At 73.6% G+C, this 23,779-nt stretch carries 20 protein-coding genes; 6 read left to right on the top strand and 14 right to left on the bottom strand.

What is annotated here, in order from left to right:
* Positions 1 to 59 precede the first annotated feature (59 nt).
* The 3 genes from WMF29_RS13860 to nadC form a co-directional block, all read right to left on the bottom strand.
* Positions 60 to 713 carry a radical SAM protein gene (locus tag WMF29_RS13860; RefSeq protein ID WP_437329275.1) on the bottom strand — a complete coding sequence of 218 codons (654 nt, stop codon included), beginning with the start codon at positions 711 to 713 and terminating at the stop codon, positions 60 to 62.
* A 117-nt stretch (positions 714 to 830) separates the two neighbouring features.
* On the bottom strand, positions 831 to 1,652 hold the full coding sequence (locus WMF29_RS13855; protein ID WP_437329274.1) for a biotin--[acetyl-CoA-carboxylase] ligase: 822 nt from the start codon (positions 1,650 to 1,652) through the stop codon (positions 831 to 833).
* Complete coding sequence (nadC, locus tag WMF29_RS13850) at positions 1,649 to 2,500, bottom strand: carboxylating nicotinate-nucleotide diphosphorylase (protein WP_437331117.1); 852 nt, start codon at positions 2,498 to 2,500, stop codon at positions 1,649 to 1,651. The genes WMF29_RS13855 and nadC overlap by 4 nt, the downstream gene beginning before the upstream one ends.
* Before the next feature lie 326 nt (positions 2,501 to 2,826).
* Between nadC and WMF29_RS13845 the strand changes: the two genes are divergently transcribed.
* Entirely contained in the window at positions 2,827 to 4,899 is a 2,073-nt protein-coding gene (locus WMF29_RS13845) for a protein kinase domain-containing protein (RefSeq protein WP_437329273.1), read from the top strand.
* 471 nt (positions 4,900 to 5,370) lie between these two features.
* On the opposite strand, the gene WMF29_RS13840 is transcribed toward WMF29_RS13845, so the two are convergent.
* On the bottom strand, positions 5,371 to 5,838 hold the full coding sequence (locus WMF29_RS13840) for a hypothetical protein (protein WP_437329272.1): 468 nt from the start codon (positions 5,836 to 5,838) through the stop codon (positions 5,371 to 5,373).
* Positions 5,839 to 6,021: 183 nt separating this feature from the next.
* Here WMF29_RS13840 and WMF29_RS13835 point away from each other — a divergent pair, with 183 nt between their 5' ends.
* A complete protein-coding gene (locus WMF29_RS13835) occupies positions 6,022 to 6,225 on the top strand; it encodes a hypothetical protein (protein ID WP_437329271.1) in 204 nt (67 codons plus the stop codon).
* 45 nt (positions 6,226 to 6,270) lie between these two features.
* Here WMF29_RS13835 and uvrA read toward each other — a convergent pair whose 3' ends face one another.
* Together uvrA and WMF29_RS13825 are read right to left on the bottom strand one after the other, a co-directional pair.
* Positions 6,271 to 11,616, bottom strand: coding sequence for an excinuclease ABC subunit UvrA (gene uvrA, locus WMF29_RS13830; RefSeq protein ID WP_437329270.1), 5,346 nt, complete (start codon positions 11,614 to 11,616; stop codon positions 6,271 to 6,273).
* Positions 11,617 to 11,852: 236 nt separating this feature from the next.
* Positions 11,853 to 12,275, bottom strand: a complete 423-nt coding sequence (locus WMF29_RS13825; RefSeq protein ID WP_437329269.1) for a hypothetical protein — start codon at positions 12,273 to 12,275, stop codon at positions 11,853 to 11,855.
* 835 nt (positions 12,276 to 13,110) lie between these two features.
* On the opposite strand from WMF29_RS13825, the gene WMF29_RS13820 reads away from it, so the two are divergent.
* Positions 13,111 to 13,413, top strand: coding sequence for a hypothetical protein (locus WMF29_RS13820; protein ID WP_437329268.1), 303 nt, complete (start codon positions 13,111 to 13,113; stop codon positions 13,411 to 13,413).
* 186 nt (positions 13,414 to 13,599) lie between these two features.
* Here the strand turns inward: WMF29_RS13820 and WMF29_RS13815 are convergent, their stop codons facing one another.
* The gene (locus WMF29_RS13815; RefSeq protein WP_437329267.1) at positions 13,600 to 14,004 is read right to left on the bottom strand and encodes a hypothetical protein; all 405 of its coding nucleotides are present in this window, start codon (positions 14,002 to 14,004) and stop codon (positions 13,600 to 13,602) included.
* Positions 14,005 to 14,200: 196 nt separating this feature from the next.
* Here WMF29_RS13815 and smpB point away from each other — a divergent pair, with 196 nt between their 5' ends.
* From smpB to WMF29_RS13800, 3 genes are all read left to right on the top strand, one after another.
* Positions 14,201 to 14,725: an SsrA-binding protein SmpB gene (gene smpB, locus WMF29_RS13810; protein ID WP_272103479.1), complete on the top strand. Its 525-nt coding sequence runs from the start codon at positions 14,201 to 14,203 to the stop codon at positions 14,723 to 14,725.
* Positions 14,722 to 15,024 carry a hypothetical protein gene (locus WMF29_RS13805; protein ID WP_437329266.1) on the top strand — a complete coding sequence of 101 codons (303 nt, stop codon included), beginning with the start codon at positions 14,722 to 14,724 and terminating at the stop codon, positions 15,022 to 15,024. Before smpB ends, WMF29_RS13805 begins: the two co-directional genes overlap by 4 nt.
* A 190-nt stretch (positions 15,025 to 15,214) precedes the next feature.
* Positions 15,215 to 16,669: a DUF362 domain-containing protein gene (locus tag WMF29_RS13800; RefSeq protein WP_437329265.1), complete on the top strand. Its 1,455-nt coding sequence runs from the start codon at positions 15,215 to 15,217 to the stop codon at positions 16,667 to 16,669.
* On the opposite strand, the gene WMF29_RS13795 is transcribed toward WMF29_RS13800, so the two are convergent.
* From WMF29_RS13795 to WMF29_RS13765, 7 genes are all read right to left on the bottom strand, one after another.
* Positions 16,647 to 17,189, bottom strand: a complete 543-nt coding sequence (locus WMF29_RS13795) for a hypothetical protein (RefSeq protein ID WP_437329264.1) — start codon at positions 17,187 to 17,189, stop codon at positions 16,647 to 16,649. The two genes, WMF29_RS13800 and WMF29_RS13795, sit on opposite strands and share 23 nt — an antisense overlap.
* Before the next feature lie 45 nt (positions 17,190 to 17,234).
* A complete protein-coding gene (locus WMF29_RS13790) occupies positions 17,235 to 17,654 on the bottom strand; it encodes a hypothetical protein (protein ID WP_272103474.1) in 420 nt (139 codons plus the stop codon).
* Positions 17,655 to 17,778: 124 nt separating this feature from the next.
* Positions 17,779 to 18,543 (bottom strand): hypothetical protein, encoded by a 765-nt coding sequence (locus WMF29_RS13785; protein ID WP_437329263.1) that lies wholly within the window; start codon positions 18,541 to 18,543, stop codon positions 17,779 to 17,781.
* The gene (locus tag WMF29_RS13780; RefSeq protein ID WP_437329262.1) at positions 18,533 to 19,822 is read right to left on the bottom strand and encodes an ABC transporter ATP-binding protein; all 1,290 of its coding nucleotides are present in this window, start codon (positions 19,820 to 19,822) and stop codon (positions 18,533 to 18,535) included. The genes WMF29_RS13785 and WMF29_RS13780 overlap by 11 nt, the downstream gene beginning before the upstream one ends.
* Positions 19,819 to 20,559: a hypothetical protein gene (locus tag WMF29_RS13775; protein ID WP_437329261.1), complete on the bottom strand. Its 741-nt coding sequence runs from the start codon at positions 20,557 to 20,559 to the stop codon at positions 19,819 to 19,821. The genes WMF29_RS13780 and WMF29_RS13775 overlap by 4 nt, the downstream gene beginning before the upstream one ends.
* Before the next feature lie 194 nt (positions 20,560 to 20,753).
* Positions 20,754 to 22,025: a formylglycine-generating enzyme family protein gene (locus WMF29_RS13770; protein ID WP_437329260.1), complete on the bottom strand. Its 1,272-nt coding sequence runs from the start codon at positions 22,023 to 22,025 to the stop codon at positions 20,754 to 20,756.
* Positions 22,026 to 22,122: 97 nt separating this feature from the next.
* Complete coding sequence (locus WMF29_RS13765; protein ID WP_437331116.1) at positions 22,123 to 23,568, bottom strand: sigma-54-dependent transcriptional regulator; 1,446 nt, start codon at positions 23,566 to 23,568, stop codon at positions 22,123 to 22,125.
* Between the last annotated feature and the right edge of the window lie 211 nt (positions 23,569 to 23,779).

The raw sequence follows: 23,779 nt of genomic DNA, 5'->3' as shown, positions 1-23,779 counted from the left end.
GCGAGAGAACGACGCCGCCCTCACCGCCACGAGCCGCAGCGCGGGGGGTGACCCGCGGGTCAGACCCCCTGCGCGTCCGCTCCCCAGATCACCTTGTGGAGCTGGACCTGCACCCGGACGCGGAGGCCGTCGTCGAGCACCCACTGGACGAGCTCCTTCGGCGGCAGCTTGCCCCAGACGCACGAGGCGAGCAGCGTCACGCCGCGCGCGTCGAGGCGCCGCTCGCGGATGGTGTCCCGCATCCACGCATAATCCGCCCGATCGGCGAGCACGAACTTGATCTCGTCGCGCGGCGTGAGGTGATCCAGGTTCGACCAGCGGTTCCGGTGGGATTCCCCCGAGCCAGGCGCCTTCAGGTCCATGATCTTGTGCACGCGCGGATCGACGCGCGACACGTCTGCCTCGCCGCTGGTCTCGACGAGGACCGTCCGGCCCGCGTCGCAGAGCTCCGCGAGGAGCGGGAACGACCCGGGCTGAAGGAGAGGCTCGCCCCCCGTGAGCTCGACGAGCGGCGTGCCGAGGGCCAGCGCGCGCTCCAGGACCTCGCCGCGGCGGATCCGCTTGCCGCCGTAGAAGGCCTGCGCCGTGTCGCACCAGGCGCAGCGCAGGTTGCAGCCGGTGAGCCGGACGAAGGTGCACGGCAGCCCGGCGAACGTCGATTCGCCCTGCACGCTGGCGTAGATTTCGTGGACGACGAGGGTGTCTTCTTTCAAGGAAGCGACGCCTCCGAGGAGCCTCGGTCGGCCTCGGCGGCGCCGCGCCGCCGGCGACCCGAGGTGGGGCGGAAGCTTTGGCCGCGCCGAGCGCGCAACGCAAGCGGCTCGGGGCGCTCAGCTGGAGATGACGCTGACCTCGCCCGCCGCCACCGCCCGGAGGATGCCGTCCGCGCCGCGGACGAGCAGGTGTCCCTCCGGATCGATCCCCGCCGCGACGCCGACCACGCCCGCGACCTCGACGCGACGGCCGCGCAGCCAGTCCATCCGGGCGAGATCCTCCGTGAAGGGCGCGAGCTCTCCTGCCTCGAACCTCGCCGCCGCGTCGCCGATCGCCTGGAGCAGCTCCGCGGCGAGGAGCTCGCGCGGGACGTCGTCGATCCCGAGCATCGCGAGCGACGTGGCCCGCGCCGACAGATCCGGCGGGAAGCTCGACGCATGGACGTTGAGCCCGACGCCGACGATCACGCTGCTCACGGACTCGCCGCGCAGCTGGGCCTCGACGAGGATCCCCGCCAGCTTGCGGCCCCCGGCGAGCACGTCGTTGGGCCACTTGAGCCGCACCTCGACGACGGAGCCGTCGACCGACGCGCCGCGGGACGGAAGAGGCGCGAGCCGCCGCTCGATGACGGACGCGACCGCGAGCCCCATGACGAGCGCAATGGGGGCCACGCGGCTCGCCGGCAGGCTCGGGCGCAACACCACCGACAGGTAGAGGTTCTCGCCGGGCGGAGAGTGCCAGGAGCGCCCGCCGCGCCCCCGACCCTGCGTCTGCGCGTCGGCCAGGAACGCAGCCCCGTGCGGCGCGCCGGCCGCGGCCGCGCTCCGCGCGTCGTCGTTCGTCGACGCGGTCTCGGCCGCCACGGCCAGCGGCTTCCCGAACGACGCGCCCAGCAGCGAGAGCTCGCGCTCGATCGCCTCGCCGTCGAGCCGCCTCACAGCGAGAGATCCAGCGCGATGTCGGCGGCGCGCGCCGAATGCGTCAGCGCCCCGACGCTGATGACGTCGATGCCCGCCGCGACGAGCTCGGGGATGCGCTCCAGCGTGATGCCGCCGGAGACCTCGAGGAGAGGCCGGCCGTGCTGCGCCGACCGCACGCGCGCGGACGCGACCTTGACGTCGGCCAGCGTGAAGTTGTCGAGCATGATGATGTCGGCGCCGGCGGCCAGCGCCTGATCGAGCTCCTGCAGCGAGGCGACCTCGACCTCGACCTTCGTCGTGTGCGGGGCGCGCGCCCGCGCGCGGGCGATGGCGGTCGCGATGCCGCCCGCCGCGACGATGTGGTTGTCCTTGATGAGCACGGCGCTCCCCAGGCTGTCGCGGTGGTTGTGCGCGCCGCCCACGCGCACCGCGTAGCGCTCCAGCCCGCGGAGACCGGGCGTCGTCTTGCGGGTGTCGGTGATCCGCACGCCCGACCCGGTCGGGATCGCCTCGGCGTAGCGACGCGCCTCGGAGGCGACGCCGCTCATCCGCTGCGCGAGGTTGAGCGCGGTGCGCTCCGCGCTGAGGAGCGAGCGCGCGCGGCCACGCACCGTCCACAGCACTGTGCCGGCGCCGACGGCCGTGCCGTCCGCGACGAGCACCTCGCCCTCCACCTGCCGATCCAGGCGCTGGAAGACGCGCAGGAACACGTCGCCCCCGCACGCGACGAGCGGCTTGCGCGCGACCGCCTTCGCGGTCGCGCGCGCGGAAGCCTCGACACACGCCTCAGTGGTGAGATCGCCTCCCGCGAGGTCTTCTTCCAGAGAGCGATCGATCAGGGCATCGAGCAACGGCGCAGCCAGCACAGGCATCTCCTCGGCGCCGCTCCCACGCGGCGCTCCCAGGTATACTCGGTCCCGCACGCGCGCATCAGCGCTGTCGCGCCCACACGAACCACGACAACGCATCGCGTCACAACAGCTCCTTGCGGGGGCACGTGCATGCTAAAGCGTTCGACCTCAGCCGTAGAGGCGCCCTGGACGGGACGCGGGCGGCAATGGATGGGGCTTGCGGCGCCGAAAAGCAGGGCGGATCGCGATCATCGCGACGCTGTGTCGCACAAATGGGGCTGACGTTCGTCTACCAGCCTGTGAGACTCTCCGAGCAACTCCAGCGCCCTCAACGGAGATCGATGCGTCCGCAGGCAGGCCAGGTCATCAACAACAAGTACCGACTCGTGCGCCTCATCGGCGATGGCGGCATGGGGAGCGTCTACGAAGCCCGCCACGAGGTGCTGGGGACGACGGTCGCCCTCAAGTTTCTCCACCCCGAGCTGTCCCGCCGCTCCGGCCTCGTGCAGCGCTTCCTTCAGGAGGCGCGCGTCTCCGCGCAGATCCAGAGCGCGCACGTGGTTCGCGTCAGCGACGTCGACCAGACGGCGTCCGGCCTGGCGTTCATCGTGATGGAGTACCTGGAGGGGAAGACGCTCCAGACCCTCTACGAGGAGCTCTACCGGGCAGGCGTCCGTCTCGGGTACCCCGACGCGCTCGAGTACGCGATGCAGATGCTCGAGGGCGTCGAGGCCGCCCATCGCGCTGGCGTCGTCCACCGGGACCTCAAGCCGGACAACGTGATCATCACGAAGACGGCCAAGGGAGAGCCGCTCATCAAGCTGCTCGACTTCGGCATCGCCAAGCTGAAGGTCACGGGGGAGCTCGATCGCGGGTTGACGCGCCCCGGCGTGATCATGGGCACCCCCGAGTACATGGCGCCCGAGCAGGCCTACTCCGCGGACTCCGTCGACGCGCGCGCCGACATCTTCTCGCTGGGCGTCATCATCTTCGAGATGCTGGCCGGCCGCCGGCCGGTCGGCGGCGATGAGCCGCAGCAGATCGCGGGGGCCTACCTCTCGGGCCAGATCTCGCGGCTCTCCGACCTGGCGCCGGAGCTCGCGCCCGGCCTCTGCGCCGCCGTCCACCGCGCCATGGCGGCCTCGCCGCCGGATCGCTTCGCGACCACCGCCGAGTTCCGCAGCGCCCTGGAGCCGTTCGCCCGAGCCGCCCGCGCCCCGTCGGCGCTCACCCCTGCGCCGTCCGAGGTCAGCATGGCGCGGTCGTCCGGGGTCGCCCTGGCAGCAGCCCTCGCGGCGCCCGGCATGCTCACGCCCTCCGCGGCGGCGCCCGCGACCAACGCGATGGGGGACGGTCGCACCAGCTCCGTTCCCAAGACGATTCCGCCGGAGGACGGCGGCGCGCAGCACGCGTCGAGCGGCGCCCCGGGCGGTCTCGGGCCCTCGACCCCCATGGGCGGCTTCTCCTCGGATGCCCGTGGTCCCTCGGCGTCGGCTCCAGGGTTCACGCCGAGGCCAGAGCCCTCCTCAGGCCCGTACTTCGCCCAAGGGGGCTATCCCCAGATCGCGCAGCCGGCGACCGTGAGCGCCGCCCCCTACGCTCCCCCCCAGGGGGTGCCTGCCACGAGCCACGAGCCGGGACCGTTCGATGTGTCGCCGCGCCCGGGAGGGACGGCGGTCGGAGGCGCGCCGTTCATGGACAGGAGCGGGGTCCCGGGCGGCGGATTCAACGGCGGTCCAGCGCCCGGGTATGGCGGTGCGTATGGCGGCGGCGCGCAGGGGTACATCCCTGGGACGGCGCCGATGGATCCGCTGCCGAGGATCTCGCAGAGCGCGTCGGCGCACGGCGCGCAGCGGCCCGCACGACGCGGGACTTCGCTGTTCGCCATCCTGCTGCTCGCCACGGGGATCACGGGAGCCGTCGTCGGCGGTCTGTACATCGCCAACGAGCTGAGCCGGAAGGAGCAGGCCGACGTGGGGCCGGCCCTGCCGACCCTCCAGCCGGCCAACACGGTCCCTTCGGATCCCAGCCCGCCCGCGACGACGCCCACCGCCGTGACGCCCCCGGCCGCGACGCATCCTCCTGTTGAGCCGCCCGTGGTCGCCAAACCTCCGCCCCGGCCGACCACGACGGCGAAGCCCCCGACCACACCGAGCACGACGGGAACGCCGCCGACCACGACGGCGCCGACGACACGCCCCAGCGGGACGACGATCATCCCCCAGCTTCCCTGGGTCATCCCGTCGACGCTGCCGCCGTTCCCGTTCCCCGCGCCGACCAGCGCACAGCCGCCGGCCAACCCCCAGCCGAACACGACGAGCCCGCCAACGACGAGCCCGCCGACGACGAACCCGACCACCACCACGCCGCCGGACAGGCCTCGACGACGCGTGATCATCGTACCCAACAACTGACGCGCCCGACGCGTACGGTAGGTAGGATGCGATCTCGATGAGCAACCAGAATAGCGGTCCGCCGCCGGGATGGCCTGCGCCCCCGAGCGGCATGTACGGCCCTGGCAAGACCGTGCCCGGCGAGCCTCCGCTCGCAGGGCTCAACTCGCCGCAGGGCGCCTTTCCCGTGCCGCCCGGCACCGCGCCGCATGATCCGAACGCCGCTGGCGCAGCCGTCCCGCGGACCCTCGTCGAAGGCGGGACCAACAGCGCGCCCCCCGGAACGCCCGGCCCTTACGGCGCTCCCGCAGGCCCGTACGGCGCGCCGCCACCCGGAGCACCCGGCCCGTACGGCCCCGGTGCGACAGCGAATTACGGCGGCCCTCCTGGAGCTGGGAGCGCTTACGGGCAGCCGCCCCAACCTCCCAGCCCGTACGGCGGCTCGCCGTTCGGGGCCCCGAGTGGCCTTGGGGCCGGCGGACCGCCGGGGTTTCATGCCGGCGGCGCTCCCCAGCCGCCGGGTGGCGGCGCGCTGTACCCGGCGCCGATCCCCGCACGGCCTCGCGCGAAGAGCTCCGGCCCGACGCTCGCGCTGATCGGGATCGGCGCGTTCGTGCTCATCGGAGGGCTGACGACCGCCTTCTTCGTGATCCGCAGCCGAGGGTCGTCCGAAGACGCCGCAGCGCTGACGCCCATCGAGGCGCCCCCAGCGCCTGCGTCGGTCGCCGGCGATCCGGCGCCTCCCCCGCCGACGGCCGCCACACCCGCGGCGACCGCGCCGCAGCCGCCCGCGGCGGAGCCGGCCCCCGTGGCGGCCCCGAAGCCGACGGCGCAAACACAACCCAAGCCGACGGCGACGACCCCTGCGCCCACAGCCACGGCGACGACCCCTGCGCCCACGGCCACGGCGACGACCCCCGCGCCCACGGCCACGGCGACGACCCCTGCGCCTACGGCCACGGCGACGACCCCTGCGCCGACCCCTTCCACGTCCTCGACGGGCCGCCGAAGGATCGTCCTGCCAGGCAGCCACTGAGCTGTCCTGCGCCGCCCGCTGTGCTGCTGGCAGCGGCGCGGCGGGTCCGTGCCGAGGTTGCACGAGCCCGCTTGACAGGGCGGTCACGGTGATCAGGTTCCGATGCCATGAGCAAATCCGGGACCGCCGCCGTGCTTTCTTTCCTTATTCCGGGCGTTGGACAGCTCTACAACGGCGCGTTCCTGCGCTGCATTTTCTGGCTGATCGTCACCCCCGGCCTGTGGATCGGCTCGGGCGGCTGGCTCGGCTGGATCTGCCACGTGGTCTCCGCCTACACCGCGTACCAGTACGCGAAGCGCGCCGGCGGCTGAGCCGCGCTCCCCGGGACGGCGCGCCGGTTCGCGCGGCGCGCCCGCTCAGGTAGCCTTCGCGAAGATCCGCTTCAGCACCTCGCCCGTCGCCGTCGGCTGACGCGCCACCTCGCGCGGGGTGCCCTCCGCCACGATGCGCCCGCCGCCGGAGCCGCCCTCAGGGCCGAGCTCCACCACGTGATCCGCGCACGCGATGACCGCCGGGTGGTGCTCGATGATCACCAGCGTGTCGCCGCGCTCGACGAGGCGATCGAGCACGCGGACCAGGCGCGTCACGTCCGCCAGATGCAAGCCGGTCGTTGGCTCGTCGAGCACGTAGAGCGTGGGCTTCGGCCGCGCGCCGGCCGTCAGCTCCGCCGCGAGCTTGAGCCGCTGGGCCTCGCCGCCCGAGAGCGTGTGCGAACCCTGGCCGATGTGGAGATAGCCCACGCCGAGATCGCACATCGTCGAGAGCGGGGCGCGGATCTTCGGGTGGGCCGCGAAGACCTCGACAGCCTCCTCCGCGGTGAGATCCAGGAGCTCGCCGACGGACAGGCCGAGGTAGCGCACGTCGAGCGTCGCCGGCTCGAAGCGCGCGCCGCCGCACGCCTCGCACGGCGTGGTCACGTCCGGCAAGAACGACATCTCGTGCGCGATGACGCCCTGCCCCTCGCACGCGGGGCACCGCCCGCCGGAGGCCGTGTTGAAGGAGAACCGCGCAGGGCCGTAGCCGCGCACCTGCGCGTCGGGGCAGGCAGCGTAGAGCTTGCGGACCTCGTCCCAGACGCCAAGGAACGTCGCGGGGATCGAGCGCGGCGTCCGCCCGATGGGCGACTGATCGACGGCCACCGCCCGCAGGATGCCCTTCGGCAGCCGCAGCGCCTTGTGCGGTCCCGGCTCGGGCGCCTCCAGCTTCAGCGCACGGCGCGCGGCGGGGTAGAGCACCTTCTGGATCAGCGTGCTCTTCCCCGAGCCGGACACGCCGGCGATCACCGTCATCCGCCCCGCGGGGATGCGGAGCGTGTCCCCCTGGAGGTTGTGCGCGCGGGCGCCGAGGAGCTCGATCTGCTCGCGCACCTGAGGGCGCGCCGGGCGCGCGCTGAGCAGCGCGTCCTCGCCGGCGAGCGCTCGGGCGGTCGGCGATTCGGGGTTCGCGAGCACCGCGCGCGACGGCCCCGCCGCGACGATCCGGCCGCCTTTGCGACCGCCCGAGGGGCCGAGGTCGATCAGGTGATCCGCCGCGCGGATCGTGTCGGCGTCGTGCTCCACCATGAGCACGGTGCTCCCCATGCTGGCGAGCCTCCGGAGGTTGCCGAGCAGCCGGTCGGTGTCGCGCGGGTGCAGGCCGATGGTCGGCTCGTCGAGGACGTACAGCGCCCCGGTGAGGCCGCTGCCGAGCTGCGCCGCGAGCCGCAGGCGCTGCATCTCGCCGCCCGAGAGGGTGGCCGCGCGCCGATCGAGCGTGAGGTAGCCGAGGCCCACCTCGCAGACGAAGTCGAGCCGGCGGCAGAGCTCCTTGTGCGGCGCCTCGGCGATCAGCGCGCGATCGCCCGTGAACTGTAGCCCCCTCGCCCACGCGGCCGCGGCCGCGACGGACCGGCCCGACGCCTGGTGGTAACGCTCTCCGGCGAGCCGGACCGCCCGCGGGATCGGCGCGAGGCGCGAGCCGCCGCAGTCCTCGCACGGGTCGGGCGTCGCGAGCGCGTCGTCGTCGAAGTCCGAGGCGCCCGTCCCCTCGCACGACGCGCAGCGGCCCTGCTTCGTGTTGAAGGAGAACCAGCGAGGATCGAGCTCCGGGACACCGACACCGCAGCGCGGGCACGTGCGCGTCGTGGAGAGCAGCTGCTCTCCGCCGCGGCCGCCGACGAGCTTGACCGCGCCGCGACCGAACGAGAGGGCGCGATCGAAGAGGGCGCGATCCAGCCCGTCCATGCGCCCCTCGTACATCACGAGATCGATCGAGTGCTCGCGGCGCTTGTCGAGGCGAGGAGGGCTGTCGGTCGCGCACGGCTCGCCGTCGGCGAGCGCGCGGGTGATGCCGGCCCGGGCGGCGGCGGTGAAGACGTCGAGGTACGTCCCCTTGCGCGCCACCACGGCGGGGGCGAGGAGCGTCCGCGCGCCGCGCGTCGAGACGAGCGAGCGGTAGACCTCGTCCGGCGATCGCGCCTCGATCGGCACGTCGCAGTCCGGGCAGCGCGCCTCGCCGACCTTGGCGTAGAGCAGCCGCAGGTAGTGCGCGATCTCGGTCACGGTCGCGACGGTCGAGTTGGCGCCGGAGCGCGTTGTGCGCTGCTCGAGCGCGATCGAGGGGGGGACGCCGGTGACGCGATCGACGTCCGGCCGCGGCAGCGTGGGGAGGAACTGGCGCGCGTAGGGGGTCAGCGTCTCGAGGAAGCGCCGCTGGCCCTCGGCGAAGACCACGTCGAACGCGAGCGTGCTCTTGCCAGAGCCGCTCGGGCCGGTGACGACGACGATCTCGCCGTGCGGGATCACGGTCGAGACCTCGGCGAGGTTGTGCTCGCGGGCGCCCTCGACCTCGATCCGCCCCCGGTCGAGCGACGCGCGCGCGGCGCCGCCGCCGCGCTTGCCGGGCTTCGGGGCCGCAGGGGCCGCCGCCGTACCGCGCCGCGGACGCCGAGCGCCGCCGTCGCCCCGCTGCGCGAACCACTCCGCCAGCGAGACGCCGGTCCGCGTCGCCGTCCTGGCCACCGCCTCGGGCGTCCCCTCGGCGACGATGCTCCCGCCCTCGCTGCCCGCGCCTGGGCCGAGATCTACGACCCAATCCGCCGCGGCGATGACGTCGAGATCGTGATCGACGACGATCACGGACGCGCCCTCGGCCACGAGCACGGAGAGCGCGGCGTTGAGGTGCGTCACCTCCGCGGGGTGGAGGCCGGCGCTCGGCTCGTCGAGGAGGAAGAGCGCGCCCGCGCAGGGCTCGCCGAGCGCGCGCGCGATCTTCAGCCGCTGCGCCTCACCGCCGGAGAGCGTCGAGAGCGGCTGGCCGAGCGTGAGGTAGCCGAGGCCGAGCTGCTTGAGCGGCGCGAGCGCCCGCCGGACCGCGGGCTGCGCCACGAAGACGTCGAACGCCTCGTCGATCGACAGGTCGAGCACGTCGGCGACCGAGCGGCCGTCGAGCTTCACCTCGAGCACCTCGTCGCGGAACCGCTTGCCCTTGCAGGTCGGGCAGGTCAGCGACACGTCGGCGAGGAACTGCATCTCGATCGTCTCGCTCCCCTCGCCCGCGCACGCCTCGCAGCGCCCGAGCGCGACGTTGAACGAGAAGTGGCCGGGCCCGAGATCCCGCGCCGACGCCTCCGGTTGCTCGGCGAAGAGCGCGCGGATCCGGTTCCACGCGCCGGTGTAGGTGGCAGGGTTGCCCCGCGAGGTGCGCCCCAGCGGCGCCTGGTCGACGAGCGTGACGGTGCGGATGTCGGCCGTGCCCTCGATGCGCCTGTACAGGCCGGGCGCCTCGACGTCCTTGTAGCCACGCGCCCTCGCGACGTGCCGGTAGAGCACGTCGTTCACCAGGGTGCTCTTGCCCGAGCCGCTCGGCCCCGTGATCGCCACGACGACGCCGAGCGGCACGTCGACCGTGACGTCGCGGAGGTTGTTCTCGCGCGCGCCGTGGATCGCGATCTTCCCGCTCGGCGCCCGGCGCTCCGCGCGCGCCGGCGCCCGCGGGCCGCGCGCGGCGAGCCCGTCGGGCGGGCCGTCGAAGGTGACGCGCCCGCCCTGCTTGCCCGCGCCGGGGCCCAGCTCGACGACGCGATCGCTCGCCCGGATGACGAGCGGCTCGTGCTCGATGACGAGCACGGCGTTGCCGCGATCGGCGAGCTCCCGCATGGCCGCGATGAGCGGCGGGATGTCCGTCGGGTGCAGGCCGACCGTCGGCTCGTCGAGCACGAAGAGCGCGCCCGTCAGCGACGTGCCGAGCGCCGCGGTGAGCGCGACGCGCTGCGCTTCGCCGCCGGAGAGCGTGCGCGCCTGGCGGGCGAGCGAGAGGTAGCCCAGCCCGACCCGCTCGAGGTACCCGAGCCGCGCGATGAGCTCGCGGCGCGCCATCTCCCCCTGGCCCGTCTGGGGGCGCTCGGCCTCGAGGCGCGCGCGGGCGTCGCGGAGCTCGAGCTCGTGCCACGCGGCGAGATCCAGGCCGCCGACGCGGTAGAGGAGCGACTCGGGGGAGAGCCGCTTGCCGTTGCACGCGACGCACACGTCGTAGGTGCGGTAACGCGCGAGCAGCACGCGGACGTGCATCTTGTACGTGCGCGTCTCGAGCCAGCGGAACCAGGCCTTCACGCCGGGGTACTTCCCCTGGGTCCATGAGCCCTCCCCCTCGAGCACGAGCGCGCGCTGCGCGTCGGAGAGGTCGCGCCACGGCTTGTCGGTGCGGATGCCTTTCCGCTCGCAGAACGCGCGGAGCAGCTTCCGCTCCCACGTCGTCGAGCGGCCGTTCCAGGGCCGGATCGCGCCGCCCGCGATCGACTTCGAGGCGTCCGGGATCACCTTGTCGTAATCGATGCCGAGGGTGCGGCCGAAGCCGCGGCACGAGGGGCACGCGCCGGTCGGGGACTGGTACGAGAACAGCCCGGGGCGCGGCGGATCGAAGGCGCGCGCGCACGAGGGGCAGGCGAGCCCGCGCACGAGCCGGAGCCGCGTGGGCCCCGCCCCCTGGCCGACCTGCTCGTCGGCCTTGCGCTGCAGGTGGAGCGAGGCGTCGCCCCCGCTGCCCTTCCACGCCTCCTCGATGGCGGCGCCGAGGCGCCGGCGCTCCCGGGGGGCGACCCGGACGCGATCGACGATGACCTCGACCTTGTCCACGCCGCTCATGGCCTCGGACGGCGCCACGGTGTCGATGTCGCGCGCCTCGCCGCGGACGAGGAGGCGCCGGTAGCCGGCGGCGAGCAGCGACTCGCGCACGTCGAGGAACCGCTCGGTCCCGGCGACCGCGATCGGGTACGTGACGAGCGCGGTCGCCCCCTCGTGCGCGCTCGCGGCGAGGTCGGCCGCGCGCGCCGGGTCGGTCCGCGCCGCCGGCACCTCGCAGGACGGGCAGACAGGCACCGCCTCGCGCGCGAAGAGCGCGCAGAAATACGGCTCGAGGTCGGCCATCGTGGCGACGGTCGACCGCGAGCTCTTGACCGGCGCGCGTCGATCGACGGCGACGCCGGCCGCCACCGGCTCGAGCGCGTCGATCGGCGGCCGCTCGAGCCGCTCGAGGAACTGGCGAGCGTACGGGCTGAAGCTCTCGACGAACCGGCGCTGTCCCTCGGAATAGAGCGTGTCGAGCGCGAGCGACGATTTGCCGGCGCCCGAGACGCCGGCGATGGCCACGAGCTCGCCGGGCCGGAAATCGAGGTCGATGCCCTGGAGGTTGTGCGTGCGGGCGCCGCGGAGAGAGATCGAGTGCATAGGAGGCGCGGTAGGGTGAACCCGCGGGGACGCCGTCCGGAGTGGACACGCCCGCGTGAAAACCGCGAGTGTTTAGCCCCCTTTCAGCCCATCGTCGCGGACGATCGTACGAGGGGGGCGCGCCGACCGAGCGCGCCGCAGCATTGCGTTCTGCGCCGTCGAATTATCAGGATACGTGGCGAGGGGCGCGGGGGCGGGTCCGCACGGCGCTCGGGCGCGCCCGGCAGGCGCTGCGGCTAGCCGTTGACGAGGACGATCGAGAGGTAGCCGTAGTCGTTGCTGGTCCAGTTCGGGCTGAAGGTCTGGCCGCACATCCCGACGTTGTAGGTGCCCGCGGTGAGGCCGGTGATGACGGCGCTGAGCCCGAAGGAGACGCGGGTCTCCGCGGGAACCCGGCCGCCTGCCATACCGAGGCCGACCGCCTGGACCTCGTCGAGCACCGTGCCAGACGGCCCGGAACGAACCCGCTGGTAGCACATGTAGAGCTTGAGGGTGTCCGCGGGCGAGCCGTCTGTGCCCAGGTACCGATGCGCGGTCGCATAGATCGACTGGCTCGTCGACGAGACCGCCACCAACGCTGTCGGTCCGAAAAAGTCGACGGGCTTCCCGGCCGGCAGGGAGGAGTACGGACCGACGCCCTGGACCGTCAACGTCAGCACGACCCCCTGCGGCCCGGTCGGACCAACAGGGCCGGTAAACCCGCGTGGCCCCTGCGGACCGGTTGGGCCCACTGGTCCCTGCGGGCCGGTAGGGCCGGTAGGGCCCGCTGGTCCCATGGGGCCGATCGGCCCCTCTGGCCCGAGCGGGCCCATTGGCCCGAGCGGGCCCATCGGACCCTCCGGTCCCATCGCGCCCACCGGGCCTTCTGGTCCCCTCGGGCCCATCGGACCCTCCGGTCCCGTCGCGCCCACCGGGCCTTCTGGTCCCCTCGGGCCCATCGGACCCTCCGGTCCCGTCGCGCCCACCGGGCCTTCTGGTCCCCTCGAGCCCATCGGACCCTCCGGCCCCATCGCGCCCACAGGGCCTTCTGGTCCCCTCGGGCCCATTGGCCCCTCCGGCCCTATCGGGCCCTCCGGCCCCTCTGGTCCCATCGGGCCCTCCGGTCCGGTCGCGCCCGCCGGGCCCTCCGGTCCGATCGGACCCACCAGGCCCTCTGGTCCCATCGGACCTGCTGGCCCCGTGGGCCCTGCCGCGCCTGCGGGCCCTGCTGCGCCCTCCGGCCCTCTAGGGCCAGCCGCGCCTTCCGGCCCCGTGGGCCCGGGGGGGCCTGCGGCGCCCGTTGGCCCGACAGCTCCGGGCGGCCCGGCCGGCCCTGTCGGACCCGCAGCACCCGCAGGGCCGGTCGCACCGTCCCTCCCCTCCGGGCCCGTCGGTCCAGGCGGGCCTGCTACACCGGCAGGACCGATCGGCCCAGGCAGCCCTTGCGGTCCCTGAAGCCCCGTCGGCGAGCCGACCCACTCGCCGTTCTCGTCGATCACGAGGACGCCGTTCACGATGACCCCACGCTCGCCGAGCACCAGCGTGTTGCCGCTCGTGGTGTTCACCGTGACCGAGGTCGGCGTGATGTCGCCGTTCACATTGCCGGCGAGCAGCGCATACGGAACGCTCGCGACCGTCGCGCGTGGCTCCAGCTCGACATCGTCGCCGACGGTGATGCCGAGGTACCGCTCGGTGCCGTCGAAGATCGCTCCCTCGAACGGGACGATCGAGCCGAGGCGCACCGAGAAGAAGCCGTCCTCGAACGTGATCGAGTGGACCTCGCTCCACAGGGGCGTCGAAGCGTCGCGCTCGTCGTAAAGGGCGAACGCGACATCGAGCGTCGCGCTGATGGGCACGTCGCGCTCGTCGTAAAGCCGGCCTTGATGGGTGATGGTCGCCGGAACCGCCGCAGCCGCGGTCCCTGCGCCCACGACCGCGCCCGCCGCCAGGGCGGATGCCGTCATGCATCGCGCGATCATCGACGTCCGCATCACCAGCTCCTCGTCATGGCAAGCTCCCGTTGGCTCCGATGAGCCCTCCTCGCATCCGAACCTTGGGTGAGCTCGACGTGCCCTGGTTCTGCGTCGGCTGGCCGAGCGTGAACACCATGCGGTAGCGCGAGCTCCTCGCGACCTCGCCGGCCGTCACCGTCTCGGTCGCCCCGAGGCGCCTGGGAGTCTGCCCGTCGCCGCCCTGCCCAGCGCCGCCGCCCTGCCCAGCGCCGCCGCCGCCCTGCCCATCGCCGCCGCCCCGCCCGTCGCCGCCTTGCCCGTCGCCGCCCCACCCCCCATCGCCGCCCACGGTGCCGCCGTCCGCGGCTACCCCGCAGCTGCAGCTGCACGCGGGGAGCAGCGCAGAGCTCACCACGATCGCCCCGAGCCAGGCCGAAAAGCGCAGTCCGCGATTCACTGAGTCCTCCAGGCCGACGGCAGGTCGTGCGAAAGGACCATTGGACGAGCGGCGGCGATCGGCGTCAAGCGATGGACGCCGCCACTGCGACGGGACGCGCCGCGCGAAGCGGCACGCGGCCGCATAGCGCGCGCGCCGCTCGCGCCGCCCCGTGAAGCGGTGTGGACAGGCGGCGGCGCGCGCGCTATGCGGCCGCGTGAGCCGCGCTGGCAAAGAGAAGGAGCGAGAGGGGGAGAAGCTCATCGTGCGCAACAAGCGCGCGACGTTCGACTACACCCTCGACGATCGGTTCGAGGCAGGGTTGGTGCTGCTCGGCAGCGAGGTGAAGATGCTCCGCGAAGGCGCGGCCGAGCTCACCGACAGCTGGTGCGCCATCGAGAACGGAGAGGCGTTCCTGAAGGGGGTCAACATCCCCGTGATGCCCGGCGCCGCCTTCGGGCACGAGGCGAAGCGCCCGCGCAAGCTGCTGCTGCACGAGAGCGAGATCGAGACGATCCGCAAGAGCGTGGAGCGGGAGGGCATGACCGTGATCGCGACCCGCCTCTACTTCAAGCACGGCCGCGTGAAGGTCGAGATCGCCCTCGCGAAGGGGAAGAAGACCGTCGACAAGCGCGAGAGCCTGAAAGAGAAGGACGCCGCCCGCGAAGCCCGCGCGGCGATCGAGCGGGCCCGCGGCGGCGCCGCCCGCGGGCGGAGCGCCGGGCTGCGGAGGCCGGAATGACATCGCACCTCACCTGGTCCAAGGGCGGCGAGGCGGAGCTCGTCGAGCTCGACGGCGATCGCGTGCGGCTCCACTCGACCGCCTCCTCGGCGCCCGGAGCGCGCGTGGAGGGCTCGCTGCGAGCGACGGGGACGGCGATCCGGGTGAAGGTCGCCCGGTGCCGCCTGCGCACACCCACCGAGCCCAACGGCGCAGCGCCCGGTGAGCGTACCTACGAGCTCGAAGGCCGGCTCATCGACGCGACGCGCGAGGTCCGCGCCGAGCTGGCGCGGCTCGCCGGCGGCGAACGCACGGGCTGAGCCACGACGATCCGTCCAGCAGCAAACGCCACGCCGTTCTGCAGCGGCAACGCGGCGTGGCTCGTCCGGCGGCCGGAGTTGCGATGGCTCAGCGCGACCCATACGCTGGCTTTCTATGAAAATTACGTCGCGCCCTCGTGTAATTCTGCGCCGCTGCTCGACGTATGACGTTGCGAAGATCCGCAGCATCGTGCGCAGCGGTCTCGAAGAGCTCTCGCTCCGCCCGCATGGCCGGACGCTCATCAAGCCCAACGTCGTCGCGTCGGGCGCGCACTTTCCGCACGCGTACACGCGGCCCGAGTTCGTCGAGGGGGTGATCGGCGCGCTCAAGGATCGCGACGACGGGCGCGTGAGAGAGCTCGCCGTCGGGGAGCGGTGCGGCATCACGCTCCCGACCCGCATGACGTACGAGAGCGCCGGCTATTACCCGATGTTCCGCCGGACCGGGGTCAAGCACTACCACTTCGAGGAAGAGCAGCAGGTCGAGATCCCGCTCACGCACGAGGGCCGGCTGCGCGACTACGTGTTCACGCCGGAGCCCGTCGCGAAGGCCGACTTCTTCGTGAACTGCCCCAAGTTCAAATCGCACCCCTGGACCACCGTGACCTTCTCGATGAAGAACTACATCGGGATCCAGGACGATCGGCACAGGCTCATCGATCACGATCACCGGCTGAACGAGAAGGTCGCCGACCTCCAGTACATCGTGCAGCCGCAGTTCATCGCGATCGACGCCATCACCGCCGGCGAGGGCCGGATGCTCACGCCCTCGCCGTTCGACCTGGGCCTCATCATCATGGGGAACAACCAGGTCGCGTTCGACTCGGTCTGCTGCCAGATCATCGGCGTCGATCCGAGGAGCGTCGAGCACATCCGCCTGGCGTCGGAGCGCGGCTTCGGCCCGATGGATCCCGGCGACATCGAGATCGCGGGGGACGTGACGCTCGAGGAGGCGAAGCACAAGGCCAAGGGGTTCAAGGTGGGCCTCGTCCGCGTCGAGAAGTACTTCGAGGGCACGAACATCACGGCCTACGCGGGCTCTCCGCCCGAGCCCGAGCGCACCGACTACTGCTGGGGCGGCTGTCCAGGGGCCATCGAGGAGGCGATCGAGATCCTGCGCGAGTACGACAAGGAGTGCGACGCGAAGATGCCGCGGATGCACGTCGTGTTCGGCGCCTACGACGGCCCCATCGACGCGAAGCCGGGCGAGAAGGTGATCTTCATCGGCGACTGCGCGACGTACAAAGGGAAGATCGGCGATCAGCTGGTCAGCATCGAGAGCCTGTACCGCGAGCGGAGCGCGCGGGACCCTTACACCGCGAAGCACGACGACATCCTCGCGAAGATGGTGAAGGTGACGACCAAGCTCGCGATGGCCCGGAACGAGACCACCCTCCGGCTCGAGGGCTGCCCCGTGAGCGTGGCGGAGCAGGTGCTCACGCTGGTCACGCTGGGCAAGACGAAGAACCCGTACTTCGCCCCCGACCAGCTGCTCGACTTCAACAAGGCGTACGTCGCCTGGCGCGGGGCCTCGCTCGCGAAGCGGCTCGCCGGCAAGCCCTACCAGGTCCACGGCGCCTGCCCGCGCGGCGAAGCGGCGCCCGAGCTCCCGTCCGAGCCGCCTAGCCCGCCGGATGCAGAGTGAGATCGAAGAGGACGTCGAGCTCGTCCCGCACCTTGAAGGCGCCGAGCGGCCCCTTGACCTCGCGCACGCCGAGCGCGGCCATCGACAGCTGACAGGTGCCCGTCACCCCGATCGCTCCGTCGCCGCGATCGCGCGAGGAGAGCCGCGCCACCAGCGCGGCGCTCCCCGAGGCGACCTGGACGCGCACCTCGGCGCGGTCGCGCGTGGCCCCGGAGGCGCGCACCGCCACGATCTCGGTCCCCGCGAGCACCTCGCCGCGCAGGCGCCGCTCGATGTCGCCGCGATCTCCCGCGGAGAGCGCGTCGGGATCGACGCGATCGCCGCGCAGGACCCCCGCGACGGAGAGCCTGGCCACGGGGACCTCGAGCTCGGCGGTCCATGACTCGCCGTCGAGCCGCGCCCGACCGCGCAGCTCGGACGCCGTGATCTCGAGGTCGTGCGCCAGGCGCGCGAGCATCCCTGCGGCGCGGGTGTGGATCGTCAGGCGGGACGCGTTCGGATCGAGGTGCAGCTCGCTCATCGGATGGAGCTCCTTTTCGTCTTCACCATGCAGGGGGCGCGCCGATCAGCGGCGCTTGGAGCGGCGGGGGCCGTCGGGCACGAGCACGTAGCGGCTCGACGACGGCTCGGGCTGCCGGAGGAGCTCGGCCCGGAGCAGCGCCTCCGCGAGCCGCGCCTCGATGACCTCGTCCGTGACGCCCGGCTCGAGGGTCACCACCGCGGCCTGGATGTCGCGCGCCAGAGCGTCGAACTCCGCGCTGTCGAAGGCGTAGATATCGTCGGGGAACAAGAGCGCGAGCGGCTTCCGCTCCACGGCCGTGTTCGTCAGCGCCGCGAGGTCGCTCTCGACGATGAGCATGACGCGAGCCCGCAGGCACATCCCCCTGCAGCGCGCCGCCAGCGCCTCGGACGAGCCGACGAGCAGGACCGATCGAGGCGCGTTGACCGCCTTGGTGGCCTCGTCGTCCCCGTGCTCCTGAGTCATTCCCCGAAGAGTACGTGAACGAGCGGATGAAGCCATCCCTCTTGCGCCGCTCACGCCATCGCCGTGAGCGTCAAGCAGCCGGTCGGGGCAAGGCGAGCTGAGCCCCGCCGCCCCGGCCCGCGCGCTATTCCCTGCAGCGCGCCGCCGCGGCGAGCGCGAGGACGAGGGCGCTCGACGCGAGCAGGGCGGCGCTCGCGGGCTGCCCGAGCCCGAGCGGCGACGGGCCGCCGAGGAGGTTGACGGCGTTGCCCCGGGGCAACAGTGCGCCGATCACCCCGGCCGAGCCACCGAGCAGGAGATCGACCGCGAGCGGCACGAAGCGACCGACGCCGCGCCGGAAAAAGGTCGCGCCGAGCGAGAACCAGCCAGCGTAGGCGGCTCCGGTGAGCGCGCCGATCCACCCACTGACGAGCATGTCTCGGACGAATGGCGCAGCGCCGGGACCATGGGCGACAGCGACGACGACGGCGGCGAGCAGCGCTCCCACGAGGGCGGAAGCGAGGGCCGTGGCCAGGGCGATGCCGAGCGCGACATGGTGGGACGGGGCGCCGAAGCGGGCCACCGGCCAGGCCGCGTCGCGCAGCGTTGTGCGATCGGCGGCGTCGGCGGCGAGGGCGAAGATCGTGAGCGGCGTGACGAGGCGGAACGTGGAGAGCAGCGCCCGGTCCACGGCCCCGGAAGACCCGAACGCGACCTCGATGACCGCGGCCGCGAGCGCGAGCGCGGCGCCGAGCCCGAACGCCAGCAGCGGACGCCGCGCGCGGAGGCGGCTCAGGGTCATCTCCATCCCGAGGCGGACGGCCGTCAGCGCGGGCCCGCCCCGCTCGGCCCCCCCTTCCGCGGGAGGCAGCGGCCGCGCAGCGGCGCTCGATGCGCTCTCACCCACCATCGTGGCGTCCTGTCTCCGTGGCGCGCGGCGAACCGTCGGCCCCCGGCGAGTCGGCCCCGATCCGTCCGCCGAGAGCGGCATCGCCGGGCGCCGACAGCGGCTCGCCAGCGGGCGCGGGCGGACCGTCCGACGGCCGGCTGGGCGGCGCTGCCGGGGCGGGCGGCGCCGGTGCGTCGAAGGCCGCCACGGCGAACGGCCCCTGGGGCGCGCCCGGCAGCGGGGCAGCGCCCTCGATCGCAGGTGCGCCGAAGGGCCGGCGCGAGCGAACGGCGGCCAGATGCAGCGCGGTCGCCGCCCGCACGTCGTGCATCGACGGGGGCGGCGAGGAGATCGCGATGAGCGTGACGTCCTCCCTCGCGGCCGCATCCAGGATCGCGAGCGCGGCCGCATCCCTGTCCGCGGCCCGGATCCGCAGCGTCGACGACGCCTCCGCCGGCCCCTGCTCCCATGCGCCCGCGCGCACGGCGGGAGCGCTCGCGAGCGCCGCGGCGAGCGCGCGAGCGCCGGGCGCGCCGGGCGCCCGCTCGTGGACGAGCACGTGGATCTCGACCTCGGGCCGGCCCGCATCCGGTGGGGCCGCGCCCGGGGCGGCGGCGAGGCGCTCGCCGGCGCCGGGCTCGGTTCGCGCGATGACGCCGCGATCGAGCACGTGGATGCGGTCGGCGAGGGCGCTCGCGTCGACGGTCGAGGACGTGACGAGCACGACGCAGGCGCCAGCTGCCGCGAGGGCGCGCAGGCGCTCTCGGACCGGCTCCGGAGACGGCACGGCGACGTCGGCGAACGGCTCGACGAGGCAGAGCAGGAGCGGCCGCGGCACCCCGAGGGCAAGCGACAGCTCGACCGCCCGGGCCTCGGAGAAGCTCAGCGAGGCGGCGCGGCGGGCGAGGAGCGGCGCTACGCCGAGCGGCTCGAGGAGCGCCGCGGCGCCGATCGCGGGCGCGCCGCGGGCCCGGAGCGCGACCGATATCCAGGACGCCACCGACGCGCCGTCGGGCAGCTCCGGCGTGGCGGCAAGGACGCCGATCTGCGCCCGCGTCGCCGCGCTCCGGCGCGGGTCGCGCCCCGCCACGAGGACGCGGCCGGCGAGGGGCGCCGCGCGCCCTGCGAGCACCTCCGCGAGGGCGAGCGTCCCGTCCTCCGGGGCGCCGAGCACCGCGTGCACGCCCGGGCCGAGCGCCAACGACAGGCCAGAGAGGCCCCCGCGAGGGCGCCCTTCCTCGCCGGCGCCGTCGCGCGCGCGCACGCCCTCGAGCACCACGACGGGCGCGTCCGGGCTCATCCTGCAGGGCCTCCCGCCGAGCGGGCCGCAAAGGAGAGGAACGCGCCGAGCGCTCCCGGGATCGACCACCTCGAGTCGCCGGCGAGATCGGCGAGCCCCCACGGGACGAGGGTCAGCGCCAGGAACAGGGCGCGTCCTCGCGCCCCGGCGACGCGGCCGCTCGCCGCGGCGAGGCCGCCGAGCGTCACACCGGAGACCACGCCGAACAGGGCGAGCGCGGCGCCGAACGCGAGGTGCTGGAGGCCGAGCAGCAGCGAGCCGGAGAGGAGCGCCGCGAGCACCGAGAGCGCGGCCAGCGGGAGCGCGACGACGCGCGCGACCTCGAGCATCGCGGCGAGGCTGCGCACGCCGTGGAGCGAGGTCCGCGAGATCCCCCGCGCGGCGGCGAGCGCCTCGATGCCGTCGCGGCGGTCGGCCCCCGGGCGATCGTGCGCCGCCGCGAGGGCGATGGGGCCAGCGGCCGCCCACGCGAGCCCGCGCGCCGCGGATCCGAGCAGCCCCTCCAGCGAGGTCGTCCCGTCGTCCAGCCGGAGCACGAGCGCCGTGACGCCGCACCCGAGCGAGATGAGCGCCGCCATGGCGAGGCCGAGCCGCCCGCCGCGCGCGCCGCGGAGCCGCGCGCAGCCGAGCGCGACGGCTGCGCGCAGCGAGCGCCGCGCAGCCGCGCGCCGCCGCGCGGGATCGTCCGGACGCTTGCTCGGCGCGTCGCGCGGTTCGGGGTCGTTCGGGCTGGTCATCGGAGGGAGCGCGCGGACGGCGCGGGGCGGCGACGCGCGCTGCTAGCGCTGCCCTTCCAGGCGCCCGGGCGCAAGGCGAATGTGCCATGGGCCGGACGCGCCGCCGGAATGTGGTGCCGCCGCGCGCCAGCGCCAGCCGTTGCGACCGCGTTGCGACCGCGAGCCCCGGCGCGCTCCGCGGAGGCCGAGGGGCCTCAGTCGTACGAGAGCCCGCGGCGCCCCTTGTGCTTGCGCTTGCGCTCCTTGTCGGCGACGCCGATCTTGCCCCACTCGTAGGTGATTCGGCGGCGGAAGGCGCCCAGCGCATCGCCGCCGTACAGGAAGAGCTCGCGCGGCGAGTCCGTCTCGCCGATCGTTGGCTCCCAGAGATCCGACGGGACGAACGCGAGCAGCGCCGGCGCGCTCATGCGCATCCGGGCGACGAGGAGCCCGCACGTCGTCCCGTCGCCCGGGCGCGCCCGCTTCGCGCGCTTGGCGCGGCTGCGCGGCGCCCCGTTCACCCCGGCCGGCCGCGCGCAGCCGCCGCCGAGCACGAGCTCCTCGTTGCCCCGGGGGTGCCAGGTCCACGTGCGCTCCACGCTGAACGCCCCCGCGGCCGACCCGGCCCGGGGCGCGTTGCGCGCCTCCTCCGGCGCGAGCTCTGCGAGCTGCGCCGCCGCGCGCGGGTCGACCAGCGGCTCCAGCCGGAGCGGACGATCGCGCGTCACATCGAGCACCACCTCGAAGCTGTTCACCTCGCCGGCACAGCAGCGGACGCCGACCTCGGGGCGGCGCGTGTCCGGCTTGGCGCCGCGCCCGTGGGCGCATCGCCCGACGAGCTCGCCCGCCGGCCCGTTGCCTCCGCGCAGCGTGACGAGCCCCGGCTTGCCGCTGTCCCGCTGCCACTGGCTCGATGTCCAGGTCCATACGCCGCCATGGAGATCGTGCACCCCGAACGCGCTCACGCACCCGGCGTTCACCCCGTTGGGCGTCAGGACCCGGCTCTGCCCGGTCGCGCAGACCGGCGCCTTGTACGTGTCGCCGTACTCGTACGTGGTGTTGTCCGGCCCCTTGCAGGCCCGCTCGATCTCGAGCTCCGTGCAGAGGCGCTTGCCCTGCGCCTCGCACAGCGCGCGCGCCTCGTCCTGCGCGATGTTCGTGGTCGGGATCGCGCCGACCTCGTTGGGGTACGAGAAGATGTCGATGTAGAAGCCGTGCATCACGACCTGCGCGCCCGCCATCTCCTCGTCGGCGATGCGCGGCAGCCGGTCCGGCGGCGTGCCCGCGATGAGCACGCCCTTCGGGATCCACGCCATGCCGGGGCGCGGCTCCGGCTCGTTCTGGCTCACGTCCCAGGGCGGGGCGGCGTCGAGATCGGCGTCCGCGCCCGGCGGGGCGCCGCCGCGATCGCAGCCAGGCGAGGCCGCGAGGAGGCCGGCGAGCGAGGCGGCGGCGGCGAGGGCCTTCCCTCCCGGTGCGCGGCCCAATGCGCGGCCCAATGCGCGGCCCAATGCGCGGCCCAATGCGCGGCCCAATGCGCGGCCCAATGCGCGGAATGAGCGCTGCTCGCCGAGGCCCACGGGCTCACTCGGCGTCGCGCTCGCGGAGGTTCAGCTCCTTCATCTTGAGCTGGAGCCCCTTGCGCGAGATCTTGAGGAGCCGCGCGGCGTGGGTGACGTTGCCGTGCGTCTGCTTGAGGGCGCGCTCGATGAGGTCGCGCTCGAGCTTGCTCATCGCCGCCTTCACCTGCTCCTTGAGGCCGTCGGGCGTCGACGGCGCGGCGGAGGTGTCCACGGCAGCGGCCGCGAGCGGCAGCGACGCGCCTGGCAGAGGCGCGGCGCCGCTGCGGATCTCCTCCGGCAGGTCGTCGAGGCGGATGCGCGCGCCGTCGGCGAAGAGCAGCGCCCGCTCGACGACGTTCTCGAGCTCGCGGATGTTCCCCGGCCAGGCGTGCGAGGCCAGGCGCTCGAGCGCCTCGGGCTCGATGCCCTCGATGCTCTTCTTGAGGCGCGCGTTGAACTTCGCGACGAAGTGGGCGCAGAGGTGGGGGATGTCGCTCCTCCGGTCGCGCAGCGCGGGGAGCGCGATCGGGACGACGTTGAGCCGGTAGAAGAGGTCTTCCCGGAACGTGCCCGCCGCGATCTCCCGCTTGAGGTCGCGGTTGGTCGCGGCGACGAGCCGGACGTCGACGTGGATGGTCTTGATGCCCCCGACCCGCTCGAACTCGCTCTCCTGCAGGACGCGCAGGAGCTTCACCTGCATCTCGTTCGGGATCTCGCCGATCTCGTCGAGGAAGAGCGTCCCGCCGGAGGCGAGCTCGAAGCGCCCCGGCTTGGAGGCGACCGCGCCGGTGAAGGCCCCGCGCTCGTAGCCGAAGAGCTCCGACTCCATGAGGTCCTTCGGGATGGCCGCGCAGTTGACCTTGATGAACGGCCGGTCGCGGCGGCCGGAGTTCTCGTGCAGCGCCCGCGCGACGAGCTCCTTCCCGGTGCCGCTCTCGCCGCTGATGAGCACCGTGGTCGGCGTGTCGGCGACCCGCTCGAGGATCGCGTAGAGCTCCTGGATGGGCGGGCTCTCGCCGATGATGCCGAACCGGTCGGAGCCCCCCCGGGGCAGCGCCGCGGAGACGTCCCGCGTCGCGTCCGCGCTCGCGAGATCGCGGGTGCGGAGCGCCTTCTTCACGACGACGCGCACCTCGTTCTGATCGAACGGCTTCGTGATGTAGTCGAACGCGCCCGTCTTGAGCGCCTCGACGGCGTTGTCCACGGTCCCGTGCGCCGTGAGCAGCACCACTGGCCGCGACGGGTCGTCGCGGAGCGCGGCGCGGAGCAAGTCCATGCCGTCGACCTTGGGCATCCGGAGATCGGTGATGACCAGGTCGATGTGGTGCTCCTTCAGGAACGCGAGCCCCTCCTCGCCATCTTCGGCGGTGTGGACCTCGTAGCCATCCCGGCCGAGCTGGGCGCTGAGGACGCGCCGGAGGTTCGCCTCGTCATCCACGACGAGGATCTGCTTCTTTTCGGGGAGCATCACCGGGCGAGACTAGCAGAACCGGAAACCAAGCAAGCGCCGGGACCGTCCCTCGACGCTCCAGTCGGCCGCGTCGGCCGCCCTCGCGCCGCGCAGGCGCGAGGGCGGCGCTCCTGCCCCGTTCCCCTGCCCGCCGCTTCGCCCGGCGTTCGCCACGCCGGTCGCCAGACCGAACGCATTGCCTCGAGGTCGGCAATGATTCCTTTTTCTC

It is taken from the genome of Sorangium sp. So ce381 (genome assembly GCF_051473845.1).
GTDB lineage: Bacteria > Myxococcota_A > Polyangia > Polyangiales > Polyangiaceae > Sorangium > Sorangium atrum.
This window is presented reverse-complemented; position numbering and strand designations above follow the sequence as displayed.

Coding starts and splice junctions, on each gene's coding strand:
- WMF29_RS13795 (WP_437329264.1), bottom strand. CDS start 17,189: ATGAGCGAGCTGCACCTCGATCCGAACGCGTCCCGCCTGACGATCCAC.
- WMF29_RS13835 (WP_437329271.1), top strand. CDS start 6,022: ATGAGCAAATCCGGGACCGCCGCCGTGCTTTCTTTCCTTATTCCGGGC.
- WMF29_RS13780 (WP_437329262.1), bottom strand. CDS start 19,822: ATGAGCCCGGACGCGCCCGTCGTGGTGCTCGAGGGCGTGCGCGCGCGC.
- WMF29_RS13765 (WP_437331116.1), bottom strand. CDS start 23,568: ATGCTCCCCGAAAAGAAGCAGATCCTCGTCGTGGATGACGAGGCGAAC.
- WMF29_RS13775 (WP_437329261.1), bottom strand. CDS start 20,559: ATGACCAGCCCGAACGACCCCGAACCGCGCGACGCGCCGAGCAAGCGT.
- WMF29_RS13820 (WP_437329268.1), top strand. CDS start 13,111: ATGACCCCACGCTCGCCGAGCACCAGCGTGTTGCCGCTCGTGGTGTTC.
- WMF29_RS13805 (WP_437329266.1), top strand. CDS start 14,722: ATGACATCGCACCTCACCTGGTCCAAGGGCGGCGAGGCGGAGCTCGTC.
- uvrA (WP_437329270.1), bottom strand. CDS start 11,616: ATGCACTCGATCTCTCTCCGCGGCGCCCGCACGCACAACCTCCAGGGC.
- WMF29_RS13790 (WP_272103474.1), bottom strand. CDS start 17,654: ATGACTCAGGAGCACGGGGACGACGAGGCCACCAAGGCGGTCAACGCG.
- WMF29_RS13845 (WP_437329273.1), top strand. CDS start 2,827: ATGCGTCCGCAGGCAGGCCAGGTCATCAACAACAAGTACCGACTCGTG.
- WMF29_RS13785 (WP_437329263.1), bottom strand. CDS start 18,543: ATGGTGGGTGAGAGCGCATCGAGCGCCGCTGCGCGGCCGCTGCCTCCC.